The organism is Aromatoleum petrolei (assembly GCF_017894385.1).
In the GTDB taxonomy this organism is placed as follows: Bacteria; Pseudomonadota; Gammaproteobacteria; order Burkholderiales; family Rhodocyclaceae; genus Aromatoleum; species Aromatoleum petrolei.
The window spans coordinates 2,464,538-2,482,408 of sequence record NZ_CP059560.1 but is presented as its reverse complement, the minus strand read 5'-3'; the positions used below and the strand labels follow the sequence as shown (position 1 = coordinate 2,482,408).

Below are 17,871 nucleotides of genomic sequence, written 5' to 3'. Positions count from 1 at the left end.
GTCAGCCCGAACGGCATTCGCCGGCGGCACCAGAAATCCCATCCCCTTGCGAGGAGACAGCACATGTTCGAACTATCCACCGACGTCGGCAACCTGAAGGAACTGCGCGAGGGCGACTTCTCCGCCTACGACGCGCTCTACCTGGGCGATTTCTCCTGCCCCGAGTACCCGAACAACTTCAGCTCGCATGCCGAGCTGCTCGAAGCCGGTCTCCGGCACGTACACGAGCGCGGCCAGAAGGCCTACCTGCGCCTCTATGCGGTGCCGGGCAACGACGATCTGCCGTGGGTCGCGGAGCACATCGACACCGCGCTGGCGCTGCCTTTCGATGCGATCGAGGTGCACAACCTCGGCGTGCTGCGCATGCTGCGCGAGCGCGGCTGCACGGTGCCGATCCACCTCGGCGTGTTCGGCAACCTGTACACGCACGAGACGGCGAAGGTGCTGAAGGGCCACGGCGTCACGCGCGTCTATCCGAACCCGGAGCTGTCGCTCGACGAGGTGCGCTACATCGCCGAACACGCCGGCGTGGAGGTGCTGGTGGCGGTGCACGGCAAGATCCCGCTGGTGATCTCCGAGACCTGTTTCATCCTCGAACACAGCGAGGACGGCGCGGCGGGAGCGTGCGGCGACGGCAGCTGTTCCTACCAATGCACGCAGGAGCACTGGCTCAAGCGTGGCCGTGGCGACGGTAGTCGCGCCGACTGGTCGCTCAAGGACACCGGCCGCATGACGCTCTCGGGCAAGGACCTGTGCATGGTCGAGCACGGCGAGAAGCTCGCCGCAATGGGGCTCAAGCACTTCTACGTGCATAACAAGGGCGAGGCGCCGGGCTACGCGGCGAAGGTCGGGCGCATCTACCGCGATGCGCTGTCCCGCGCCTTCGCCGGCGATGCTGCGGGCGACTTCGCGCCGGTGCTCGACACGCTCGCGGGCCTCGCGCGCGAAGGCCTGTGCAACGGCTACTACTTCGAAGGCGCTGGCCAGCGCTACATCGGGCGGAACTGCTGATGGCCAAGTTGCTCGCCCCCGCCGGCTCGCTGGAGATGGCGCGTGCGGCGGTCGACGAAGGCGCCGACATTCTCTACGTCGGCCCGCTCGGCTTCTCGCGCCGCCCCTACGAGTCCGAGATGAGCGACGACGCGATCCGCGAGGCCGCCGCCTATGCCCGCGCGGGCGGGGCGGAGCTGCGCGTCGTGCTCAACACCTTCCCGACGCCCTACGACTTCGGCCGCTTCGTCGACAAGGCGGAGCGCTACGCGGCCGACGGCGCCTCGGGCTTCATCGTGACCGACATCGGCCTGCTGCGCGCGCTGCGCCGCGAGCTCCCCGGCACGGTGCTGCATGTCAGCATCGGCAGCGGCATCAGCAACCTCGCCGACGCCGCCTTCTACCGCGACGCGGGTGCGGACGTGATCATCCTGCCCTACCGCTGGGACGTCGCCGAGATCGAGGCGCTGCGGCGCGTGAGCGATATCGGGCTGGAGACCTTCCTGTTCGAGACGGTGCAGACCGGCAAGCTGTGCCCCGGCAAATGCATCATGAGCAGCTACCTGCGTTTCCGTGACTGGCTGGAAGTGGAGGGGCAGCGCGACTTCCACGGCAGCGCGAACCGTGGCGCGAAGGAGTGCTACCGCGTGTGCCAGGCGAACTGGGAGTTCGGCGCGGCGGGGGCCGATCCGATCGAGATCAAGCTGCGCCGCGACGCGCGCCTGATGCTCGCGCAGCTGCCGGGCTTCGTCGCCGCGGGTGTCACCTGCTTCAAGCTTTCCGGGCGCGAGCGGCCGGTCGCGATGATTCGCGACCTCGTGCGCTTCTACCGCCGCGCGATCGACGAGGTCGTTGCCGGCGCGACCGATCTCGATCATCACGCCGCGGAACTCGCCGAACTGCGCGGGCGCTGGGTGCGGGAGAAGGCGAAACGCGTCGATACCCTGATGGACCGGGCCGCCGCCTATGTCGGCTGAGCTCTCGCACGACGCGCTGCCGACGCTGCGCGCCGCCTTCGAGGCCACCGGCAGCGGCGCCTGGCTGATGCGCGCGATCATCGCCTGCGGGCTCGACGAGGCCAACGGCTACCGCCTCGAATTGCAGTTGGGCGACGATCGCATGCGCGGCGAACGCCACGCGACCGAGGCGCGGCTGCTCGCCGGCGAGGTCGAGCTCGCCGACACCGATTGGCTGTCGCTCGCACGCCATCGCGCTTCGGGCCTGCCGCTCGTCGCGGTCGCCCCGTATGGCGCGATCTTCGGCGGCCTCGTCGCTCCGCGGGGGGGCGTGCTGCGCGGCCTCGCGGATTTGCCAGGCAAACGCATCGGCGTCGTCCACGCGCACGACAAGAACTGGCTGCTGCTGCGCGCCGCATGCCGGCTGCGCCACGATTTCGATCCCGCCGAAGTGTCGAGCTGCGTCGCCCTCGGCTCGAAGAGCGCGTTGCATGATGCCTTGTGTGGCGGCGCGCTCGACGCGGCGCTGCTGTACTGGCACCAGGTGCCCGCGCTCGTCGCGGCTGGTGCCTGCCGCGAGGTCTGCGACCTGGCCGGGCTGCTCGCGAGCTTTCCCGTTCCGCGGCCTCTGGTGCCGACGAGCTTCTTCGTCTGCCACGAGGCGCTGGCGTGCTCTGCGCCGGCCCTGGTGGAGGGCTTCGCGCGCTCGGCCGCCACCGCAGTGGCCCGCCTGCGCGCGGATGCCGGCCTGTGGTCGCGCGTCGCCCGCGTGCCCGCGGGGAGCTGGGCGGGCGCCGCGTTGCGGCGCAAATGGCTTGCCCGCGTCGGCCTTCCGTGGGCGCGGCAGATGACCGACCGCCTGCAGGAACTGGCCGACCTCATGGCGCCGTCCGGCGCTCCCCGACATGCCCTGCCGGCCGGCCTCCTCGCCGCCGGCCTCCTTTCCCGAGGTGAATGATGACGATCCTGATGGCCCCCGGTGGCAGCCTCGAAATGGCTTACGCGTCGCTCGCGCGCGGCGCCGATTCGGTCTACGTCGGCCCGCGCGGCTGGAGTCGGCGCCCCGCGACCGACGAACTCGACGACGGCGCGATCGCCGAGCTGGCTGCCGAGGCGGCGCGAGACGGCAAGGACGTGCGCGTCGCGATCAACGTGATGCCGGCGCCCGACGAGGTGGGCCTCTTCCTCGACCGTGTCGCGACCTTCGCGAAGATCGGCGTCACCGGCGTGATGGTGTGCGACCCCGGCCTGATCCCGCTGGTGCGCCGCGCGCATCCCGCGCTGGACATTCACGTCAGCGTCACTGCCGGCGTGTTCAACGTCGAGGACGTGCGTTTCTACGATGAGCTGGGGGCGGACTACGTCGTGCTGCCCTACCGCTGGGGTGTGGACGAGGCCGCGCAGATCCGCGCTGCGAGCCCGATGAAGCTCGAAGCCTTCCTCTTCCAGAACCCGCATCGCGGGCGCATCTGCCCGGGGCGCTGCTATTCGAGCAGCTACTTCCACGTCAAGCACGTGCGCGGCGACGACGACAAGGACCTCTACCTCGGCTCGGCGGCGCGTGGCGGCAGCTGCTACCGCATCTGTCGCGGCGAATGGTCGCTCACCGCCGGCGAACGCCAGCATCCCGATTCGCCGCGTCTGAAGAGCAGTCCGGAGCTGCTGCTGTGGGAAGTGCCGGAATACGTCGCGATGGGCGTCGAGCGCTTCAAGATTCCGGGGCGCGAACGCTCCGCGCCGCTCGTCGCCGACATCGTCGCCTTCTACCGACGCGTGCTCGATGCGGCCCTGCGCGGCGAACGCATCGAAAGCTTCGCGCCGGAATGGCTGGAACTCAAGGACCGCTGGAGCGGCGAGCGCGACAACCGCGACGACTCCCGCATCCGCGGCGCGGAGCGGGCCGGCCGCGCGCTCCACGCCGGAGTCGCAGCGTGAGTAGGGAGGAGGGCGCCCCGCCGGCGTCCGCCTGGATCCGCGACCTTGCCGCGCTCACGCCGGCCGACGCCCGCGCCGTGGGCTACAAGGCGCTGCGCCAGGGTCTGTTGCTCACCGCGGGCTTCCCGGTGAGTCCCGGCTTCTGCGTCACCGCGGCGGCGATCGCGGTCTGGCGAGCGGGCGGGGAAGGGCGCGAGGCCGTGCGCGCCGCACTGCTGGCGGCCTATCGCGAACTCGGCGGGCGCGTCGCGGTGCGCAGCTCGGCGATCGAGGAAGACGGCGAGGGCGCGAGCTATGCTGGCGTCTACGCCACCGAACTGGGCGTGCACGGCGAGGCAGCGTTGCTCGTCGCGCTGGAACGCTGCATTGCGTCGTGGGCGGACCCGGCTGCCGCCGAGTACCGCGCCCGGCTGGGTCACGCCGATGCGGCGCTGGCGGTGCTCGTGCAGCGCCTCGTGCCGGCCGTCGCCGCCGGCATCGCCTACACGCGCGCGCCGCTCGACCCGAAGCGCCGCGAGGTCCATGTCGATGCGGTATGGGGGCTGGCGGAACCGCTCGCCGCGGGCCGGCACGCCGGCGACAGCTTCGTGCTGTCCCACGCCGGCCGCCTGCTGAGTCGGCGCATCGGTCACAAGTGCGAGGCACTCGCCGTCGACGGTACGCATGCGGTGCGCCCGCAGCGCGCCCGCGCCGCCTGCCTGACGCCCGCCGAGGCGCGCGAAGTCGCCCTGCTCGCGCTGCGCGCCGAAGCCTTCTTCGGCGGGCCGCAGGATGTCGAGTTCGCCGTCGACCTGTGCGGCGTGTGGCTGCTGCAGGCGCGTCCGCTCGTCGCTGCGAATACGGTAGGCGGGGGCGGTCTGGAGAATTATCTCGCCGGTGAGCGGCGGCGCCTCGCGCGCAAGTTCGCCGACCTGCGCCGGCGAGGCCTCCTGCAGGGCAGCCAGCTCGTGCTCAGCAATGGTAACGTCGGCGAACTGCTGCCGACCCCGACCGCCATGAGCTTCGGCCTGTTCCGCGACATCTTCGCCGGCCGCCGCGGCGCGATCGTCACCGGGCGCCGCCGCCTTGGCTACCGCTTCGATGCGCGCTGCGTCGATCACCTGTACGAGCTGGTGGCCGGACAGCTCTGCTTCAACCTCGAAGTCGATGCGGCGACATTCGGCGACGGCATGGAGCCGGCGGTCGACTGCTATCTCGATCGCATCGCAGCCGACCCCTCGCTCGCGAACTACCCCGAAGTGCGCCTGTATGGCCGGCTTCCGCTCGAGGCTTCGGCCGCGGCCGCACGGAATCGCTTCGAGCATGGCATACGCGTCGCGGCTCACTCTTACCGCGCCCGCTACGAATCGCAGGTCGCGCCGAAACTCGCCGTGCCGGACGCACTCGAACGAGCCGTTGCGTCGGGCGACCCGCGCCGGCTGGTCGTGACGGTGTCCAGCCTCGTGCGCTTCCTGCGCACCGGGCCCTGCGTCGAGTTCGTGATCGCGGCGCGGCTCGGCTTCCACTTCGCGACCGAGGTCCGCCGCACGCTCGAAACCCTGCTCGGCCCGGACGGCGAGGCCTTGTGCGCGCGTCTGCTGTCCGGCCTGCCCGGCAGCCTGATCACGTGCCAGGGGCTGTGGCTGGAAGAGGTTGCCGAGGGGCGCCGCAGCCGTGCGGACTACCTCGCGGCCTACGGCCACTGCGCCGACAACGAACTCGAACTCGCCGAGCCGCGCCTGGCCGAGAATCCCGGCCGCCTCGACGAGCTGCTCGCGAACCTGCGCGCGAGCGGCCGCCGGCCCGCGGCGGAGTTTGTGCACCAGCAGGCAGCGCGCCGCACGGCCGAAGCAGAGCTCGCACGGCGGCTGGCCGCCGCCGGCGTCGACGATGCCGCGCGCGCGACGCTCTTCGAGGCACTCGCCTTGGCGCAGCATTTCCTGCCGCTGCGCGAGACGATCAAGCACCACTACACGGCGGTCCATGCGCTGATCCGCCACGCCGCATTGCGCCTCGGGGCGCACCTCGGCTGGCCCGACGGACTGATTTTCCACCTCCACTCGCGCGAACTGCCTGCCGCGCTGCGCGACCCCTCGGCCTTGCGCCGGCGCGCCGAGCGTCGTGCCGCCGAGCATGCGCTGGCCCGTCTCGCCGCACGCCTCCACTGTGTTCCGGCCGTCGTGTTCGGCTCGCGCCTCGATGCCATCGGCGTGCCGGCCGCAGGCGCCGGGGACGCGGAGGAGGCGAACGCCTGGAGCGGTACGCCGCTGTCGGCGGGCAAGGTGTGCGGCGTCGCGCGCGTCTTCGCGCCCGGCGAGCCCGTGCCGGCGGAGGGCTGGCGCGGCGACGAGATCCTCATCCTGCGCGCCGCCAACCTCGGCGTGACGCCGCTCTTCCGCATCGTCGCGGGACTTGTCGTCGAAATCGGCGGCCTTCTTGCCCACAGCGCCTGCCAAGCGCGCGAAGCCGGCATCCCCGCGGTCGCGCTGCCCGACGCGACGCGCCTGATTGCCGACGGCGCGCGCGTCGTCCTCGACGGCGCCAGCGGCCGCGTCGCCCTGCTCGAATCCTCCACCGGAAGGTACAGCGATGAATCCCACTGCGACTCCGTCGCCCACGTTACCGAACAGTTCGCCGCGGTTTGACCTCGACGGCCGCGTCGCGCTGGTTACCGGTGCCGGTGCCAACGGCGGCATCGGCCATGCGCTCGCGCTGGGCTTCGCGCGCGCCGGCGCCCGCGTCGCAATCGCGGACATCGATGCCGACGGCCTCGCGCAGACTGCACGGGAACTTGCCGCGATCGGGCCCGCGCCGCTCGCGCGCGTCGTGGACATCGCCGACGCGGAGGCCGTCGAGGCGCTGTTCGCCGCGATCGACGAGGACATCGGCCGCCTCGACATTCTCGTCAACGTCCCCTTCGTCTTTCCCGCGCGCGTGCGTCCGCACGAGCTGGCCCCCGTCGACTGGGAGCGCATGCTCGCCGTGAACCTCAGCGGCTACTTCCGCTGCTGCCAGGCCGCGTTGCGCCGCATGCTGCTGGTAGGGCAGGGCAGCATCATCAACATCGGCTCCAACGCGGGCGAAAGCGCCCTCGGCCGCGGCGCACTGCCCTACGGCTGCACCAAGGCGGCGGTGCACCAGATGACGCGCGAGCTCGCGGTCGAATACGCCGGCGCCGGCATCCGCGTGAATGCGATCCTCCCGGCGCAGACCCTCACCCCTGGCCTGCGTGGCCATCTCGACAACCCGCGCTTCCGCGACCAGGTGCTGCCGCGCATCCTCGCCGGGCTGCCGCAGGGACGCCTGCTCGAACCCGAGGATTACGTCGGTCCGGCGATCTTCCTCGCATCGGATGCCGCGCGCGCCGTGAATGGCGTGCTGCTGCCCGTCGATGGCGGCAACCTCGCGATGAACGCTGGCGGCAGCCACACCTGGCCGGGCTGAGGCGCATGAAGCTCGTCCGCTACGGCCCGCGCGGCCGCGAACGTCCGGGGCTGATCGACGGAAACGGCGTGCTGCGCGATCTCTCCGCCCACGTCGCGGACGTCGACGCCTCCGCCCTCGCGCCCGCAAAGCTCCGCGCGCTGCGCGGCCTCGACCCGCGGACCCTTCCCGCGGTACCGGGCCGCCCGCGTCTGGGCGTGCCCGTCACCGGGGTCGGCAAGATCGTCGCTGCAGGCCTGAACTACCGCGCCCACGTCGCCGCCGGCTACCCCCTGCCCGACGAGCCCATCCTGTTCCTGAAAGCCCCGTCCTCGCTGTGCGGCGCGCGCGACCCGGTGCGCCTGCCGCCCGGCGCCACGCGCGCCGACTGGGAAGTCGAACTCGCGCTGGTCATCGGCCGCCGCGCCAGCCGCATCTCGCCCGAACGCGCGCTCGCCCACGTCGCCGGCTACTGCATCGCCAACGATCTCTCCGAACGCGCTTTCCAGTTCGAGCGCGGACCCACCTGGGACAAGGGCAAGAGCTGCGACACCTTCTGCCCGCTGGGCCCCTGGCTCGTCACCCATGACGAGATCCCCGACCCGCAGGCGCTCGATCTGAAGCTCACCCTCGACGGCAAGACGATGCAGGCCGCGAACACCGCCGACATGCTGTTCACCTGCGCCGAACTCGTCGCCTGCGCCAGCCGCTACATGACCCTGCACGTCGGCGACATCCTCCTCACCGGCACGCCGCCCGGCAGCGGCTTCCTGCAATCGCCGCCGCGCTTCCTGCGGCCCGGACAGACGATGCAACTCGCTATTGCGGGCCTGGGGGAACAGCGCTCGCAGGTACGTTCCTTCCGACCCTGAACGCTGCGTCGTGCAAGTCACGCGTGCGCCGACGTCTTCACGCTCGTCGCAGCACAGTGAGCGGAATCGGCCTTCGGGTCCGGAAATGAAAACGGGCGCCGAGTTCTTCGCTCGGCGCCCGTTTTCATTGTGCGAGAGTCGGCTGCGTCAGGCCGCTTCTTCGCCCAGATAGGCGGCGCGCACCTTGGGATTAGTCAGCAGCTCCGCCCCCGAGCCGGTGAGCGTGATCTTGCCCGACTCCATCACGTAGGCGCGCTGCGAGAACTCCAGCGCCAGGTTGGCGTTCTGCTCCACGAGCAGGATCGTCACGCCTTCCTTGGCGACCGATTGCACGACTTCGAAGATCTTTTCCACCACCAGCGGCGCGAGGCCCATCGACGGTTCGTCGAGCAGCAGCAGCTTGGGGCGCGACAGCAGCGCGCGGCCGATCGCGACCATCTGCTGCTCGCCGCCCGACAGCGTGCCGGCCACCTGTGCGAGGCGTTCCTTCACGCGCGGCAGCATCGTATACACGCGCTCCAGATCCTGCTCGATGGCGGCCGTGTCGTTGCGCGTGTAGGCGCCCATGCGCAGGTTCTCTTCGACCGTGAGGCGCGTGAAGATGCCGCGCCCTTCCGGCACGAGCGCGATGCCGCGGCGCAGGCGCTTGTGCGCCGGCAGCACATGCACCTTGTCGCCCTCGTACAGGATCTCGCCGCCGGCGATCTTCAGGCTGCCGGCGATGGCGTTGAGCGTGGTGGTCTTGCCCGCGCCATTCGCACCGATCAGGCTCACGAGCTCGCCGCGGTACAGTTCCAGGTCGATGCCCTTCACGGCCTTGATGCCGCCGTAGGCGACTTCCATGCCGGAGAGCTGGAGCAGAGGGGCGTTGGGATTAGTGTGCATGCTTGTGGCCTCCGCCGAGGTAGGCGCCGATCACGGCTTCGTTCTTCTGCACCTCGGCCGGGACGTCCTCGGCGATCTTGCGTCCGAAGTCGAGCACCGCGATGCGGTCGCACAGTCCCATCACGAGCTTCACGTCGTGCTCGATCAGCAGCACCGTGATGCCGTCGCCGCGAATCTGCTCGATGAGGCTCTTGAGCTGTACGGTCTCGGTCGCATTCATGCCCGCGGCGGGCTCGTCGAGGGCCAGCAGCTGCGGCTCGGTCGCCAGTGCACGAGCGATCTCGAGACGGCGTTGGTCGCCGTAGGAGAGGTTCTTCGCGGTCGCGGTGGCGAAGCGTTCGATCCCCACGTACTTGAGCAACTCGTAGGCGCGCTCGGTGGTGAGGCGTTCCTCCTCCACCGTGTGCCGGTTCTGCGTGAGGATGCCCCATACGCCCGCCGTGGTGCGGATGTGGTGGCCGGCCATCACGTTCTCGAGTGCGGTCAGCTCGCGGAACAGGCGGATGTTCTGGAAGGTGCGCGCGATGCCCTGTGCCACCACCAGGTGCGGCTTGCCCGAGGGCAGCACCGTGCCGTTGAACACGAACTCGCCCCCGTCCGGCGTGTAGGCGCCCGTGAGCACGTTGAAGAAGGTGGTCTTGCCGGCACCGTTCGGGCCGATGAGGCCATACACCTCGCCCTTGCGGATCGTCAGCGACACGTCGGAGAGCGCCTGCAGGCCGCCGAAGCGCTTGCCGATGTTGCGGGCTTCGAGGAGCGTGATCATTCGGTCACCCCCTTGGCCTTCAGGTGGCGGATGTGGGAATACTTGGCGTTGGCCGGGATCAGCCCGGCCGGGCGGAGCAGCATCATCAGGATCATCGCGAGCGACAGCAGCAGCATGCGGAGCACTTCGGGGTCGAGCAGCACGTGGCCGAACACGGCCTGCTGCACCGGCACGGCGAGGTGACGGAGGATTTCGGGCAGGGCGGAGAGGATAATCGCGCCGACGATCGCGCCGGCGATGTTGCCCATGCCGCCGAACACCACCATCGTCAGCACCGCAATCGACTCCATCAGCGAGAACGATTCGGGCGAGACGAATCCCTGGAAGGTTCCAAACAGCACGCCCGACACGCCGCCAAAGGTCGCGCCGAGGGAAAACGCCAGCAGCTTCATGTTGCGCGTGTTGATGCCGATTGCCTTGGCGGCGAGCTCGTCGTCGCGCATCGCGGCCCATGCGCGGCCCACGCGCGAGATCTGCAGGCGCTGGATGAAGATGATCGAGCCGACCACGCACGCGAGGAAGAAGTAGTAATAGAGGAACAACGAGTTGACTGCGAGTTCCTCGGTCACCTGGAGATTGCGCGACAGGTCCCAGCCGAACAGCATGATCGGGTCGAGTGAGTTGATCCCCTGCGGCCCGTTCGTGATGTTGATCGGGTAGTTCAGGTTGTTCATGAAGATGCGCACGATCTCGCCGAAACCCAGTGTGACGATCGCCAGGTAGTCTCCTCGCAATCGCAAGACCGGGAAGCCCAGCGTGATGCCCGCCATCGCCGCGAAGAAGGCTGCCAGCGGCAGCACGATCCAGATCGGCATGTGCAGGTCGAAGTGCGGCGACGCGAGGAAGGCCGCCGTGTAGGCGCCGACCGCGTAGAACGCGATGTAGCCCAGGTCCAGCAGGCCGGCGAAGCCGACGACGAGGTTCAGGCCCAGCGCCAGCAGGATGTACAGCAGCGCGAAGTCCAGCACGCGCACCCAGGTGCGGCCGAACATCATCGCTACCAGTGGCGCGCCGATCGCGATCGCGATCACGAGCCAGCGCGCGGCCTGCGGGTTGCGTTTGCCCAGCCAGGGAACGGCCAGTGCGAGTTCGTTCATGTTCTTGTCACTCCCGCGTTATGCCCGGTCGGACACGCGTTCACCCAGCAGGCCGGTGGGCCGGAAGATGAGCACGAGGCCGAGGATGATGAAGGCGAAGATGTCCTGGTAGGACGAGTTCAGGAAGCCGAAGGTCAGGTGCTCGATGTAGCCGGCGCCGAAGGACTCCACGAGGCCCAGCACCACTCCGCCCAGCATCGCGCCGCCGAGATTGCCGATGCCGCCCAGCACCGCGGCAGTGAAGGCCTTCAGGCCCGGCATGAAGCCCATGCCGTAGTGCGCGATGCCGTAGTTGCTCGCGAACATCACGCCTGCGACCGCCGCGAGCGCCGCGCCGATGACGAAGGTGAGCGCGATGATCATGTTGGTATCGACCCCCATCAGCGCCGCGACGCGATGGTTCTCGGCGGTGGCGCGCATCGCGCGGCCGAGCTTGGTCTTGGTGACGAGCAGCACCAGTGCGGCCATCATCAGGGCCGAGACAATGATGATCGTGATCTGGATCGGCGTGATGAACACGCCCTCGATCGGCTGAATCGGGGTCGTCGAGATCAGCTGCGGGAAGGTGTGGTAGTTGCGGCCCCAGATGATCATCGCCAGGGTCTGCAGCAGGAAGGACACGCCGATCGCGGTGATGAGCGGTGCGAGACGCGGCGCGTTGCGCAGCGGGCGGTAGGCGAGACGCTCCATCGTGAACGCGAGCAGCATGCACACCGGGACCGCCACCAGCAGCGACAGCGTCAGCATCGCGATCGGCGACATGCCGGGGGCTACGCCCATCAGGAACATCATGGTCTGCAAGGCGGTGAGTGCGCCGACCATCACCAGGTCACCGTGGGCGAAGTTGATCAGGCCCAGGATGCCGTAAACCATCGTGTAGCCGAGGGCGACGAGCGCATACACGCTACCGACGACGAGGCCATTCACGATCTGTTGAAGAAAGATTTCCATGTTTACCCTCGGAAGGTCGGGTGCGGGCCGCACAGGGATGAATGATGCGGGGTGGCCGTCGTGAGGCCGGTCCGCCGTTCGGACGCTGTTTTCGCGTGCGCCGTTCGCACACGCTCGGGGTTCGGCGCGGGTGTGTCGGCCAAACCGCTGCAAGGCTGAAAATACATCGGGTTACAAGTCGCGAGAGTCACAAAAAAGGGGGTGCGATCGTGCTGCGTGATCGCAACCCCCGCTTCGGGTCATCCAGACTGTCGGGCCGGAATGACCACCGGAATTACATCGGTGCCCAGGTGCCGGCCTTGAACTGGTACATCGTGATCGCGCCGTCCTTGATGTCGCCGAGTTCGTCGAAGGCCACCGTGCCGGTCACGCCGGAGAAGTTGCTCTTCTTCAGTTCGGGCAGGTACTTGGCCGGCTCGACGGAATTGGCTGCCTGCATCGCGTTGATCATCGACGTTGCCGCGTCATAGGCGTAGGGCGAGTAGATCTGGACGTCCTGATTGAAGCGCGCCTTGTAGCGGTTGCGGAACTCGGTGCCGCCCGGCATCTTCTCGATCGGCAGGCCGGCCATCGAGCAGTACGCATTGGCGCCGAGCGCCTCGCCGGCGAGCTTGATCATCTCGGGGCTGCAGCCGCCGTCGCCGGTGACGAACTTGGCTTCCACGCCGAGTTGCTTTAGCTGGCGCAGCATCGGGCCGCCCTGGGCGTCCATGCCGCCGAAGAAGATCACGTCGGGCTTGGCGCCGCGAATCTTGGTCAGGATCGCGTTGAAGTCGGTGGCCTTGTCGTTCGTGAATTCGCGCGCGACGATCTTGCCGCCGCCCGCCTTCACCGCCTTCTCGGTTTCGTCGGCGAGGCCCTGACCGTACGCGGTGCGGTCGTCGATGATCGCGACGGTCCTCGCCGCGAGCGGGCCGACGATGAACTTGCCCAGCACGCCGCCTTGCTGCACGTCGTTGGCGATCGTGCGGAACACCGCCTTGTAGCCCTGGCGCGTGAGCGTCGGGTTGGTTGCCGAGGGCGAGATCATCGGCACGCCGGCCTGGTTGTAGATGCGCGAGGCCGGGATCGTGGTGCCGGAGTTCAGGTGGCCGACGACGCCCTTCACGCCGGCGTCGACGAGACGCTGCGCGACCGTGGTGCCGGTGCGGGGGTCGGCCTGGTCGTCCTCGCCCATCAGCTCGAACTTGACCTTCTTGCCGCCGATGGTGACGCCTTTGGCATTGGCGTCCTCGACGGCGAGGCGTGCGCCGTTTTCGTTGTCCTTGCCGAGGTGGGAGATGGTGCCGGTCAGCGGGGCGACGCTGCCCAGCTTGACGACCATCTCCTGCGCTTGGGCGACGGACAGGCCAATGCCCATGATCGCGAGTGCGACGACGGTTTGCTTCATGTTTCTCCTCCAGCGAGATCGATTCGTGAGATTGAGGGCCTGAACGACACTTCCAGCCTTCGTGAGCGCCGAAGGGCCGCCAGGGTGCTACACGTGATACCGCCTTTCCGTTCGCCCCCGACTATCACCGCTGCGGTGCAACGGTCCCGGGGGGCTGAAAAGTCCGCGTATTCTGCCCAAAAACAGACCGTGATGCGCGAATTGCAACAGTGATGTGCGGGATCCGGCCTTCTGCAGTGCAGCAAGGTGTTGCCGGGGTCCGACATCGCCGATGACGAAAACGTGCGCGACGGGCCTGGATCGTCAGCTGGTGCGGGTTTCCAAGGGACTGGCCTGTGTTTGCACGCATGGTGCATCGCACAAGTCATGCCAGATTGTGGAAAACCCTAATGCTGCGGCGCCCGCCCGTCCGGAGCCGCGCTGCAGGCGCCTGCAGGCAGAAGAAAGGGGCGCCGCAGCGCCCCGATCGGGTTCGTTCCTGCCGCGCGCCGCACGCTCGTGGTGCGGTGCTCCGGTCATGCGATCAGTTCAGAGCTTCCCACTTGCCGCCCTGAAATCGGTACAGCGTGACGCCGCCGTCGCGGATGTCACCGTTCTTGTCGAACGCGATCGTGCCGGTCACGCCCGAGATATTGAGCTTCTGCAGCGACGGCAGGTACTTCGCCGGCTCCACCGAGCCCGCGGCCTTCATGGCCTCGATCAACGCCATTGCCGCGTCGTAGCTGTACGGCGCGTAAAGCTGCACGTCGCCCTTGTACACTTCCTTGAAGCGCTTGTTGAACGCGGCACCGCCCGGCATCTTGTCCATCGGGATGCCGGCCTGCGTGCAGTACGCGTCGCCGCTCATCGCGTCGCCCCCGAGCTTGATCATCTCGCCGGTGCAGGCGCCGTCGCCGCCGAGGAACTTCGCGCCGATGCCGAGCTGTTTCATCTGGCGCAGCATCGGCGCGGCCTGTGCGTCCATGCCGCCGAAGAACACGGCATCGGGCTGCTTGCCCTTGAGCTTGGTGAGGATGGCGGTGAAGTCGGTGGCCTTGTCGTTGGTGAACTCGCGGCCCACCACCTGTACGCCCTCCTTCTTCAGGCTTTCGGCGAAGGCATCGGCGAGGCCCTGGCCGTAGGCGGTGCGGTCGTCGATGATCGCGACCTTCTTCGCGCCCAGCTTGTTGGCGTACTTGGCCATCGCCGCGCCCTGCTGCAGGTCGTTGGCGATGACGCGGAAGGTCACCTTGTAGCCCTGCTGCGTGAGCTTCGGGTTGGTCGAGGACGGCGTGATGACCGGCACGCCGGCCTGTTCGTAGATGCGCGAGGCGGGGATGGATGCGCCCGAGGTCACGTGGCCGACCACGCCCTTCACACCCGCGTCGGTCAGGCGTTGCGCGACGGTCGTCGCGGTCCGCGGGTCGGCCTGATCGTCCTCGCTGACGAGCTCGAACTTGACCTTCTGGCCGCCGATCGTGGTGCCCTTGGCGTTGGCGTCCTCGATCGCGAGGCGCACGCCGTTTTCTCCGTCCTTGCCGATGTGGGCGATCGGACCGGTGAGCGGGCCGGCGTGGCCGATCTTGACGACGGTCTGGGCGTGGGCGGCGGACAGGCCGGCCGCGGCGAGTGCGAGGGCGATCAGGGTCTTCTTCATGAACCGTTCTCCGAAGCGTTGTAAGCGGACAGGGGGCCGGTTCGCGATTGTGCCGCGCTCCGGTATGGTGCGATTCTAGCCTGCAATTCCCGCATCGTCCCTGCCGCGATTGACGATACGCCCAGCGTGACGGTGCTGGGACATGCACGCTGGCCCGCCCCGGTCCTGTGCCGACATAATCCGGTGAGCCGGCAGCGTCGTTTGCCGTACTCGAGGAGACTATGCCCGATGAATCGCCTGTTCGCCCTGTTGTGCAGCCTGCTCGCCGCGCTGGGACTCGCCGCCTGCGATCATTTCAACCTGAAGGAGCTTGAGCCGGGCGTGTCGACGGCCGCCGACGTGCGCCAGCGCTTCGGCCCGCCGCAGATGGAATGGCACAACGATGACGGCTCGGTGACGTGGGAGTATTCCCGTCAGCCCATGGGCACGGAGTGCTTCATGATGACAATCGGCAGCGACGAGGTGCTGCGCAAGGTCGAGCAGGTGCTGAACGAAAACAACTTCGCGCGCATCGAAAGAGGCATGACCGGCGACGAGGTGCGGCGCATCCTCGGCGCGCCCGGCACGCGCGAGCGCTTCGAACTCGCGAAGGAAACGGTGTGGGGCTGGCGCGTCGGCAAGGAGGTATCGGGCGATGCGGTGTTTTTCCTGGTGCATTTCAATGACGATGGGCGTGTTGCACGCACGAGCCGCTTCGTCGAACCGCGGCCGTAAGGGTGTGAGCGGGGACGCAGCGCAGGTGAAAGTCCGCCGTTTCGGATCACGTGTCGCGACGCTGCTTGCGATTGCGGCGCTGGCTGCCGGCTGTGCGCTGACGGGCGGCCTCCGTCCGCTGGCGAGCGAGGCCGAGGCCATCGCCGTGCATGGCGAGCCCGCGCGGCGCTGGCACAACGAGGACGGCACACGCACGCTGGAGTACTCGACGCAGCCCTACGGCCATGCCACGCTGATGATCACGGTGGACGCGGCCGGCACCGTGCTGCGGCAGGAAAACGCGCTGTCCTTCGAGAACCTTGCCCGCGTCGAGCCCGGCATGACGCGCGAACAGGTGTCGCGCCTGCTCGGCGCCCACCGCTCCGTCGAGATTTTCCACCTGAGCGGGGAAGAGGTGTGGGACTGGAACATCGAGAACGACGGTCCGGGCATCGCCACCTATTTCAATGTGCACTTCATCGACGGCAGAGTCGTGCGCACGAGCCGGACCTACCTCTTTCCGCACGACGGCCCCGAGATGGGCGGGCGCAGCGGATTCCCCGCGCTCCCACCATTTCCGCCCCATCCCCTGCGTCTGCGCCACCTCGCGTCCGTCCGCTGACCGCGCCGGGCGCCGCGGGTTCTGCCGGTATACTGTCACAATATATTGACAGAAGGTGGCGTGATGATCCATTTCCGGGCCGACGACGGCGAACACATTCATGTGAAGATCGACGGCGAGGGACCGCCGCTGGTGCTGCTGCACGGCTGGACCGCAAGCCATCGCGACTGGAATCCCTTCATCGACGCCTTCGCCGCGCACCACCGCGTGTTTCGCTGGGACGCGCGCGGCCACGGCGGCCACGCCCCGCAAACCGATACTCCGGTAAGCGCCGCACGCATGGCGCGCGACCTCGAGCAGATGCTCGAGCACTGGAACCTGCGCGACGCAGTCGTGGTCGGCCATTCGATGGGCGCGCTGACGCTGTGGCAATACATCCGCGACTTCGGCTGCAGCCGCCTGCGCAAGATCGTGATCATCGATCAGTCACCGCGCATCCTCACCGATGCGGATTGGCGCTGGGGCATCTACACCGACTTCGACGCCGCTCGCAACGCCGCCTTCGTGCGTTCGCTGCAGGAGGACTTCGCCGAGGGCGTGCTGCGCCTGGTCGGCCAGAGCCTCAACGAGCGCGCCCGGCGCAAGTACCTCGAGAACGGCGACGGCATGGCCCTCGCGCGCCAGCGCCTGCGCGAGATGGCTCCGCAGCCGCTGATCGACTGCTGGTCCAGTCTCGCCGCCGCCGACTATCGCGACGTGCTGGAGAAGATCGACGTTCCCGCACTGCTGGTCTATGCCGGCGCGAGCAACTTCTACCATACCCGCACCGCCCACTACGTGCGCGACAACATCCCCAACGCGCTGCTGCAGATCTACGACGACGTCGACCACGCGCCGCACCTGTGGCAGCGCGAGCGCTTCGCCCGCGACGTGCTCGACTTCATCGACGCAGCGGACTGAGCGCGCGGCAGCCGGCAAACTAGGCGGGCGAGCAGAACCACAGCTTGTTGCCTTCGCTGTCGAGGAAGGCGCCGACGTAGTGGCTGCCGTCGTAGAGTTCGACCGCATCCGGGATCTTCACGTCGAGTCGGCGCAGGCTCGCCTCGAGTGCGCGTGCGTCGGCGCATTCCAGCGTGATGCGCGGGTTCGGCTCCGCGGTCGGCGTGCCATACCAGTCGTCCTTGAGCATCAGCACGGCGCCGCCGAGCTCGAAACCGACCTGCCGGCCGCCTTCGCTGGCGGGTGCGAGCCCCAGCGTTTCGCCATAAAACCTGTTCGCACGTGCGACGTCGCGTACCGCGAGCGCGACAACCTTCACGCATTTCAATCCGGAAGCGGGGTTGGTCATGATGATCTGCCATCGAAGCGGAATCCGTCGGCACGGGCCGGTTTCTGCGTCCGGCAAGGGGGGACCCCGGAGGAGGAGGGCCGCCGCGCCTCCGACGCGGCGGGACGGTCCCGGCCGCGGGGAAGGGGCGGCCGTTCATCCTTCACGCTAGCACGCGCCGGGCGAAACGCCAGACGTGCAGGATGAGCGCGGTTGGCCTCCGCGCGGCATCACGGCGAAGGCGGTGCGATCTACCCGGAATGCGTATGCCGTAGTCCCCGGGGGCTGCGCTTTTCTCCGAACTTTCACACTGTTACAATTGGTTTCAGGGGGCGGCGCCCTCCGGTATCATTCGTTCCGAATCCGTTCGGGCATGCGCGGGGAATTTCACCCGGGTCCGTGCCGCCCG

17 protein-coding genes are annotated in these 17,871 nt (G+C 68.5%); 10 read left to right on the top strand and 7 right to left on the bottom strand.

The annotated features are described in order from the left end of the window. Positions 1 to 63 precede the first annotated feature (63 nt). Genes ToN1_RS11345 through ToN1_RS11315 form a run of 7 tightly spaced genes read left to right on the top strand, consistent with a single transcriptional unit; the run spans position 64 to position 8,155 of the window. Entirely contained in the window at positions 64 to 1,011 is a 948-nt protein-coding gene (locus ToN1_RS11345) for a peptidase U32 family protein (RefSeq protein WP_169208048.1), read from the top strand. Further along, positions 1,011 to 1,967 carry a peptidase U32 family protein gene (locus ToN1_RS11340; protein ID WP_169208047.1) on the top strand — a complete coding sequence of 319 codons (957 nt, stop codon included), beginning with the start codon at positions 1,011 to 1,013 and terminating at the stop codon, positions 1,965 to 1,967. The genes ToN1_RS11345 and ToN1_RS11340 overlap by 1 nt, the downstream gene beginning before the upstream one ends. Beyond that, on the top strand, positions 1,957 to 2,904 hold the full coding sequence (locus ToN1_RS11335) for an ABC transporter substrate-binding protein (RefSeq protein WP_169208046.1): 948 nt from the start codon (positions 1,957 to 1,959) through the stop codon (positions 2,902 to 2,904). The genes ToN1_RS11340 and ToN1_RS11335 overlap by 11 nt, the downstream gene beginning before the upstream one ends. Then, positions 2,901 to 3,881, top strand: a complete 981-nt coding sequence (locus ToN1_RS11330; protein WP_244861031.1) for a peptidase U32 family protein — start codon at positions 2,901 to 2,903, stop codon at positions 3,879 to 3,881. Before ToN1_RS11335 ends, ToN1_RS11330 begins: the two co-directional genes overlap by 4 nt. After that, entirely contained in the window at positions 3,878 to 6,505 is a 2,628-nt protein-coding gene (locus tag ToN1_RS11325; RefSeq protein ID WP_169208045.1) for a PEP/pyruvate-binding domain-containing protein, read from the top strand. Before ToN1_RS11330 ends, ToN1_RS11325 begins: the two co-directional genes overlap by 4 nt. Next, positions 6,450 to 7,304 (top strand): SDR family NAD(P)-dependent oxidoreductase, encoded by an 855-nt coding sequence (locus ToN1_RS11320; RefSeq protein WP_169208044.1) that lies wholly within the window; start codon positions 6,450 to 6,452, stop codon positions 7,302 to 7,304. Before ToN1_RS11325 ends, ToN1_RS11320 begins: the two co-directional genes overlap by 56 nt. Positions 7,305 to 7,309: 5 nt before the next feature. Next, positions 7,310 to 8,155, top strand: coding sequence for a fumarylacetoacetate hydrolase family protein (locus tag ToN1_RS11315; RefSeq protein ID WP_169208043.1), 846 nt, complete (start codon positions 7,310 to 7,312; stop codon positions 8,153 to 8,155). A 147-nt stretch (positions 8,156 to 8,302) separates the two neighbouring features. Here the strand turns inward: ToN1_RS11315 and ToN1_RS11310 are convergent, their stop codons facing one another. The 6 genes from ToN1_RS11310 to ToN1_RS11285 all read right to left on the bottom strand — a co-directional run bounded on the left by ToN1_RS11310 (position 8,303) and on the right by ToN1_RS11285 (position 14,880). Continuing rightward, positions 8,303 to 9,040: an ABC transporter ATP-binding protein gene (locus tag ToN1_RS11310; RefSeq protein WP_169208042.1), complete on the bottom strand. Its 738-nt coding sequence runs from the start codon at positions 9,038 to 9,040 to the stop codon at positions 8,303 to 8,305. Further along, on the bottom strand, positions 9,030 to 9,806 hold the full coding sequence (locus ToN1_RS11305; RefSeq protein ID WP_169208041.1) for an ABC transporter ATP-binding protein: 777 nt from the start codon (positions 9,804 to 9,806) through the stop codon (positions 9,030 to 9,032). The genes ToN1_RS11310 and ToN1_RS11305 overlap by 11 nt, the downstream gene beginning before the upstream one ends. Beyond that, positions 9,803 to 10,903, bottom strand: a complete 1,101-nt coding sequence (locus ToN1_RS11300; RefSeq protein ID WP_169208040.1) for an ABC transporter permease subunit — start codon at positions 10,901 to 10,903, stop codon at positions 9,803 to 9,805. Before ToN1_RS11300 ends, ToN1_RS11305 begins: the two co-directional genes overlap by 4 nt. A gap of 18 nt (positions 10,904 to 10,921) precedes the next feature. Further along, positions 10,922 to 11,854 (bottom strand): branched-chain amino acid ABC transporter permease, encoded by a 933-nt coding sequence (locus ToN1_RS11295; RefSeq protein WP_169208039.1) that lies wholly within the window; start codon positions 11,852 to 11,854, stop codon positions 10,922 to 10,924. 274 nt (positions 11,855 to 12,128) lie between these two features. Continuing rightward, a complete protein-coding gene (locus ToN1_RS11290; protein WP_169208038.1) occupies positions 12,129 to 13,244 on the bottom strand; it encodes a branched-chain amino acid ABC transporter substrate-binding protein in 1,116 nt (371 codons plus the stop codon). 523 nt (positions 13,245 to 13,767) lie between these two features. Beyond that, positions 13,768 to 14,880 carry a branched-chain amino acid ABC transporter substrate-binding protein gene (locus ToN1_RS11285; RefSeq protein WP_169208037.1) on the bottom strand — a complete coding sequence of 371 codons (1,113 nt, stop codon included), beginning with the start codon at positions 14,878 to 14,880 and terminating at the stop codon, positions 13,768 to 13,770. Positions 14,881 to 15,108: 228 nt separating this feature from the next. On the opposite strand from ToN1_RS11285, the gene ToN1_RS11280 reads away from it, so the two are divergent. The 3 genes from ToN1_RS11280 (at position 15,109) to ToN1_RS11270 (ending at position 17,095) form a co-directional block, all read left to right on the top strand. Beyond that, on the top strand, positions 15,109 to 15,594 hold the full coding sequence (locus ToN1_RS11280; protein WP_169208036.1) for a hypothetical protein: 486 nt from the start codon (positions 15,109 to 15,111) through the stop codon (positions 15,592 to 15,594). A gap of 25 nt (positions 15,595 to 15,619) precedes the next feature. Next, entirely contained in the window at positions 15,620 to 16,195 is a 576-nt protein-coding gene (gene bamE / locus ToN1_RS11275; protein WP_244861030.1) for an outer membrane protein assembly factor BamE domain-containing protein, read from the top strand. Between the two features lie 63 nt (positions 16,196 to 16,258). Then, entirely contained in the window at positions 16,259 to 17,095 is an 837-nt protein-coding gene (locus ToN1_RS11270; protein ID WP_169208035.1) for an alpha/beta fold hydrolase, read from the top strand. A gap of 19 nt (positions 17,096 to 17,114) precedes the next feature. On the opposite strand, the gene ToN1_RS11265 is transcribed toward ToN1_RS11270, so the two are convergent. Further along, positions 17,115 to 17,483 carry a VOC family protein gene (locus tag ToN1_RS11265; protein WP_169208034.1) on the bottom strand — a complete coding sequence of 123 codons (369 nt, stop codon included), beginning with the start codon at positions 17,481 to 17,483 and terminating at the stop codon, positions 17,115 to 17,117. Between the last annotated feature and the right edge of the window lie 388 nt (positions 17,484 to 17,871).

What these genes read in the sequence shown, in the direction of transcription:
- ToN1_RS11345 (WP_169208048.1), top strand. Translation starts at nt 64, where the DNA reads ATGTTCGAACTATCCACCGACGTCGGCAACCTGAAGGAACTGCGCGAG.
- ToN1_RS11290 (WP_169208038.1), bottom strand. Translation starts at nt 13,244, where the DNA reads ATGAAGCAAACCGTCGTCGCACTCGCGATCATGGGCATTGGCCTGTCC.
- ToN1_RS11270 (WP_169208035.1), top strand. Translation starts at nt 16,259, where the DNA reads ATGATCCATTTCCGGGCCGACGACGGCGAACACATTCATGTGAAGATC.
- ToN1_RS11335 (WP_169208046.1), top strand. Translation starts at nt 1,957, where the DNA reads ATGTCGGCTGAGCTCTCGCACGACGCGCTGCCGACGCTGCGCGCCGCC.
- ToN1_RS11295 (WP_169208039.1), bottom strand. Translation starts at nt 11,854, where the DNA reads ATGGAAATCTTTCTTCAACAGATCGTGAATGGCCTCGTCGTCGGTAGC.
- ToN1_RS11300 (WP_169208040.1), bottom strand. Translation starts at nt 10,903, where the DNA reads ATGAACGAACTCGCACTGGCCGTTCCCTGGCTGGGCAAACGCAACCCG.
- ToN1_RS11265 (WP_169208034.1), bottom strand. Translation starts at nt 17,483, where the DNA reads ATGACCAACCCCGCTTCCGGATTGAAATGCGTGAAGGTTGTCGCGCTC.
- ToN1_RS11280 (WP_169208036.1), top strand. Translation starts at nt 15,109, where the DNA reads ATGAATCGCCTGTTCGCCCTGTTGTGCAGCCTGCTCGCCGCGCTGGGA.
- ToN1_RS11305 (WP_169208041.1), bottom strand. Translation starts at nt 9,806, where the DNA reads ATGATCACGCTCCTCGAAGCCCGCAACATCGGCAAGCGCTTCGGCGGC.
- ToN1_RS11315 (WP_169208043.1), top strand. Translation starts at nt 7,310, where the DNA reads ATGAAGCTCGTCCGCTACGGCCCGCGCGGCCGCGAACGTCCGGGGCTG.
- ToN1_RS11330 (WP_244861031.1), top strand. Translation starts at nt 2,901, where the DNA reads ATGATGACGATCCTGATGGCCCCCGGTGGCAGCCTCGAAATGGCTTAC.
- ToN1_RS11310 (WP_169208042.1), bottom strand. Translation starts at nt 9,040, where the DNA reads ATGCACACTAATCCCAACGCCCCTCTGCTCCAGCTCTCCGGCATGGAA.
- ToN1_RS11340 (WP_169208047.1), top strand. Translation starts at nt 1,011, where the DNA reads ATGGCCAAGTTGCTCGCCCCCGCCGGCTCGCTGGAGATGGCGCGTGCG.
- ToN1_RS11320 (WP_169208044.1), top strand. Translation starts at nt 6,450, where the DNA reads ATGAATCCCACTGCGACTCCGTCGCCCACGTTACCGAACAGTTCGCCG.
- ToN1_RS11285 (WP_169208037.1), bottom strand. Translation starts at nt 14,880, where the DNA reads ATGAAGAAGACCCTGATCGCCCTCGCACTCGCCGCGGCCGGCCTGTCC.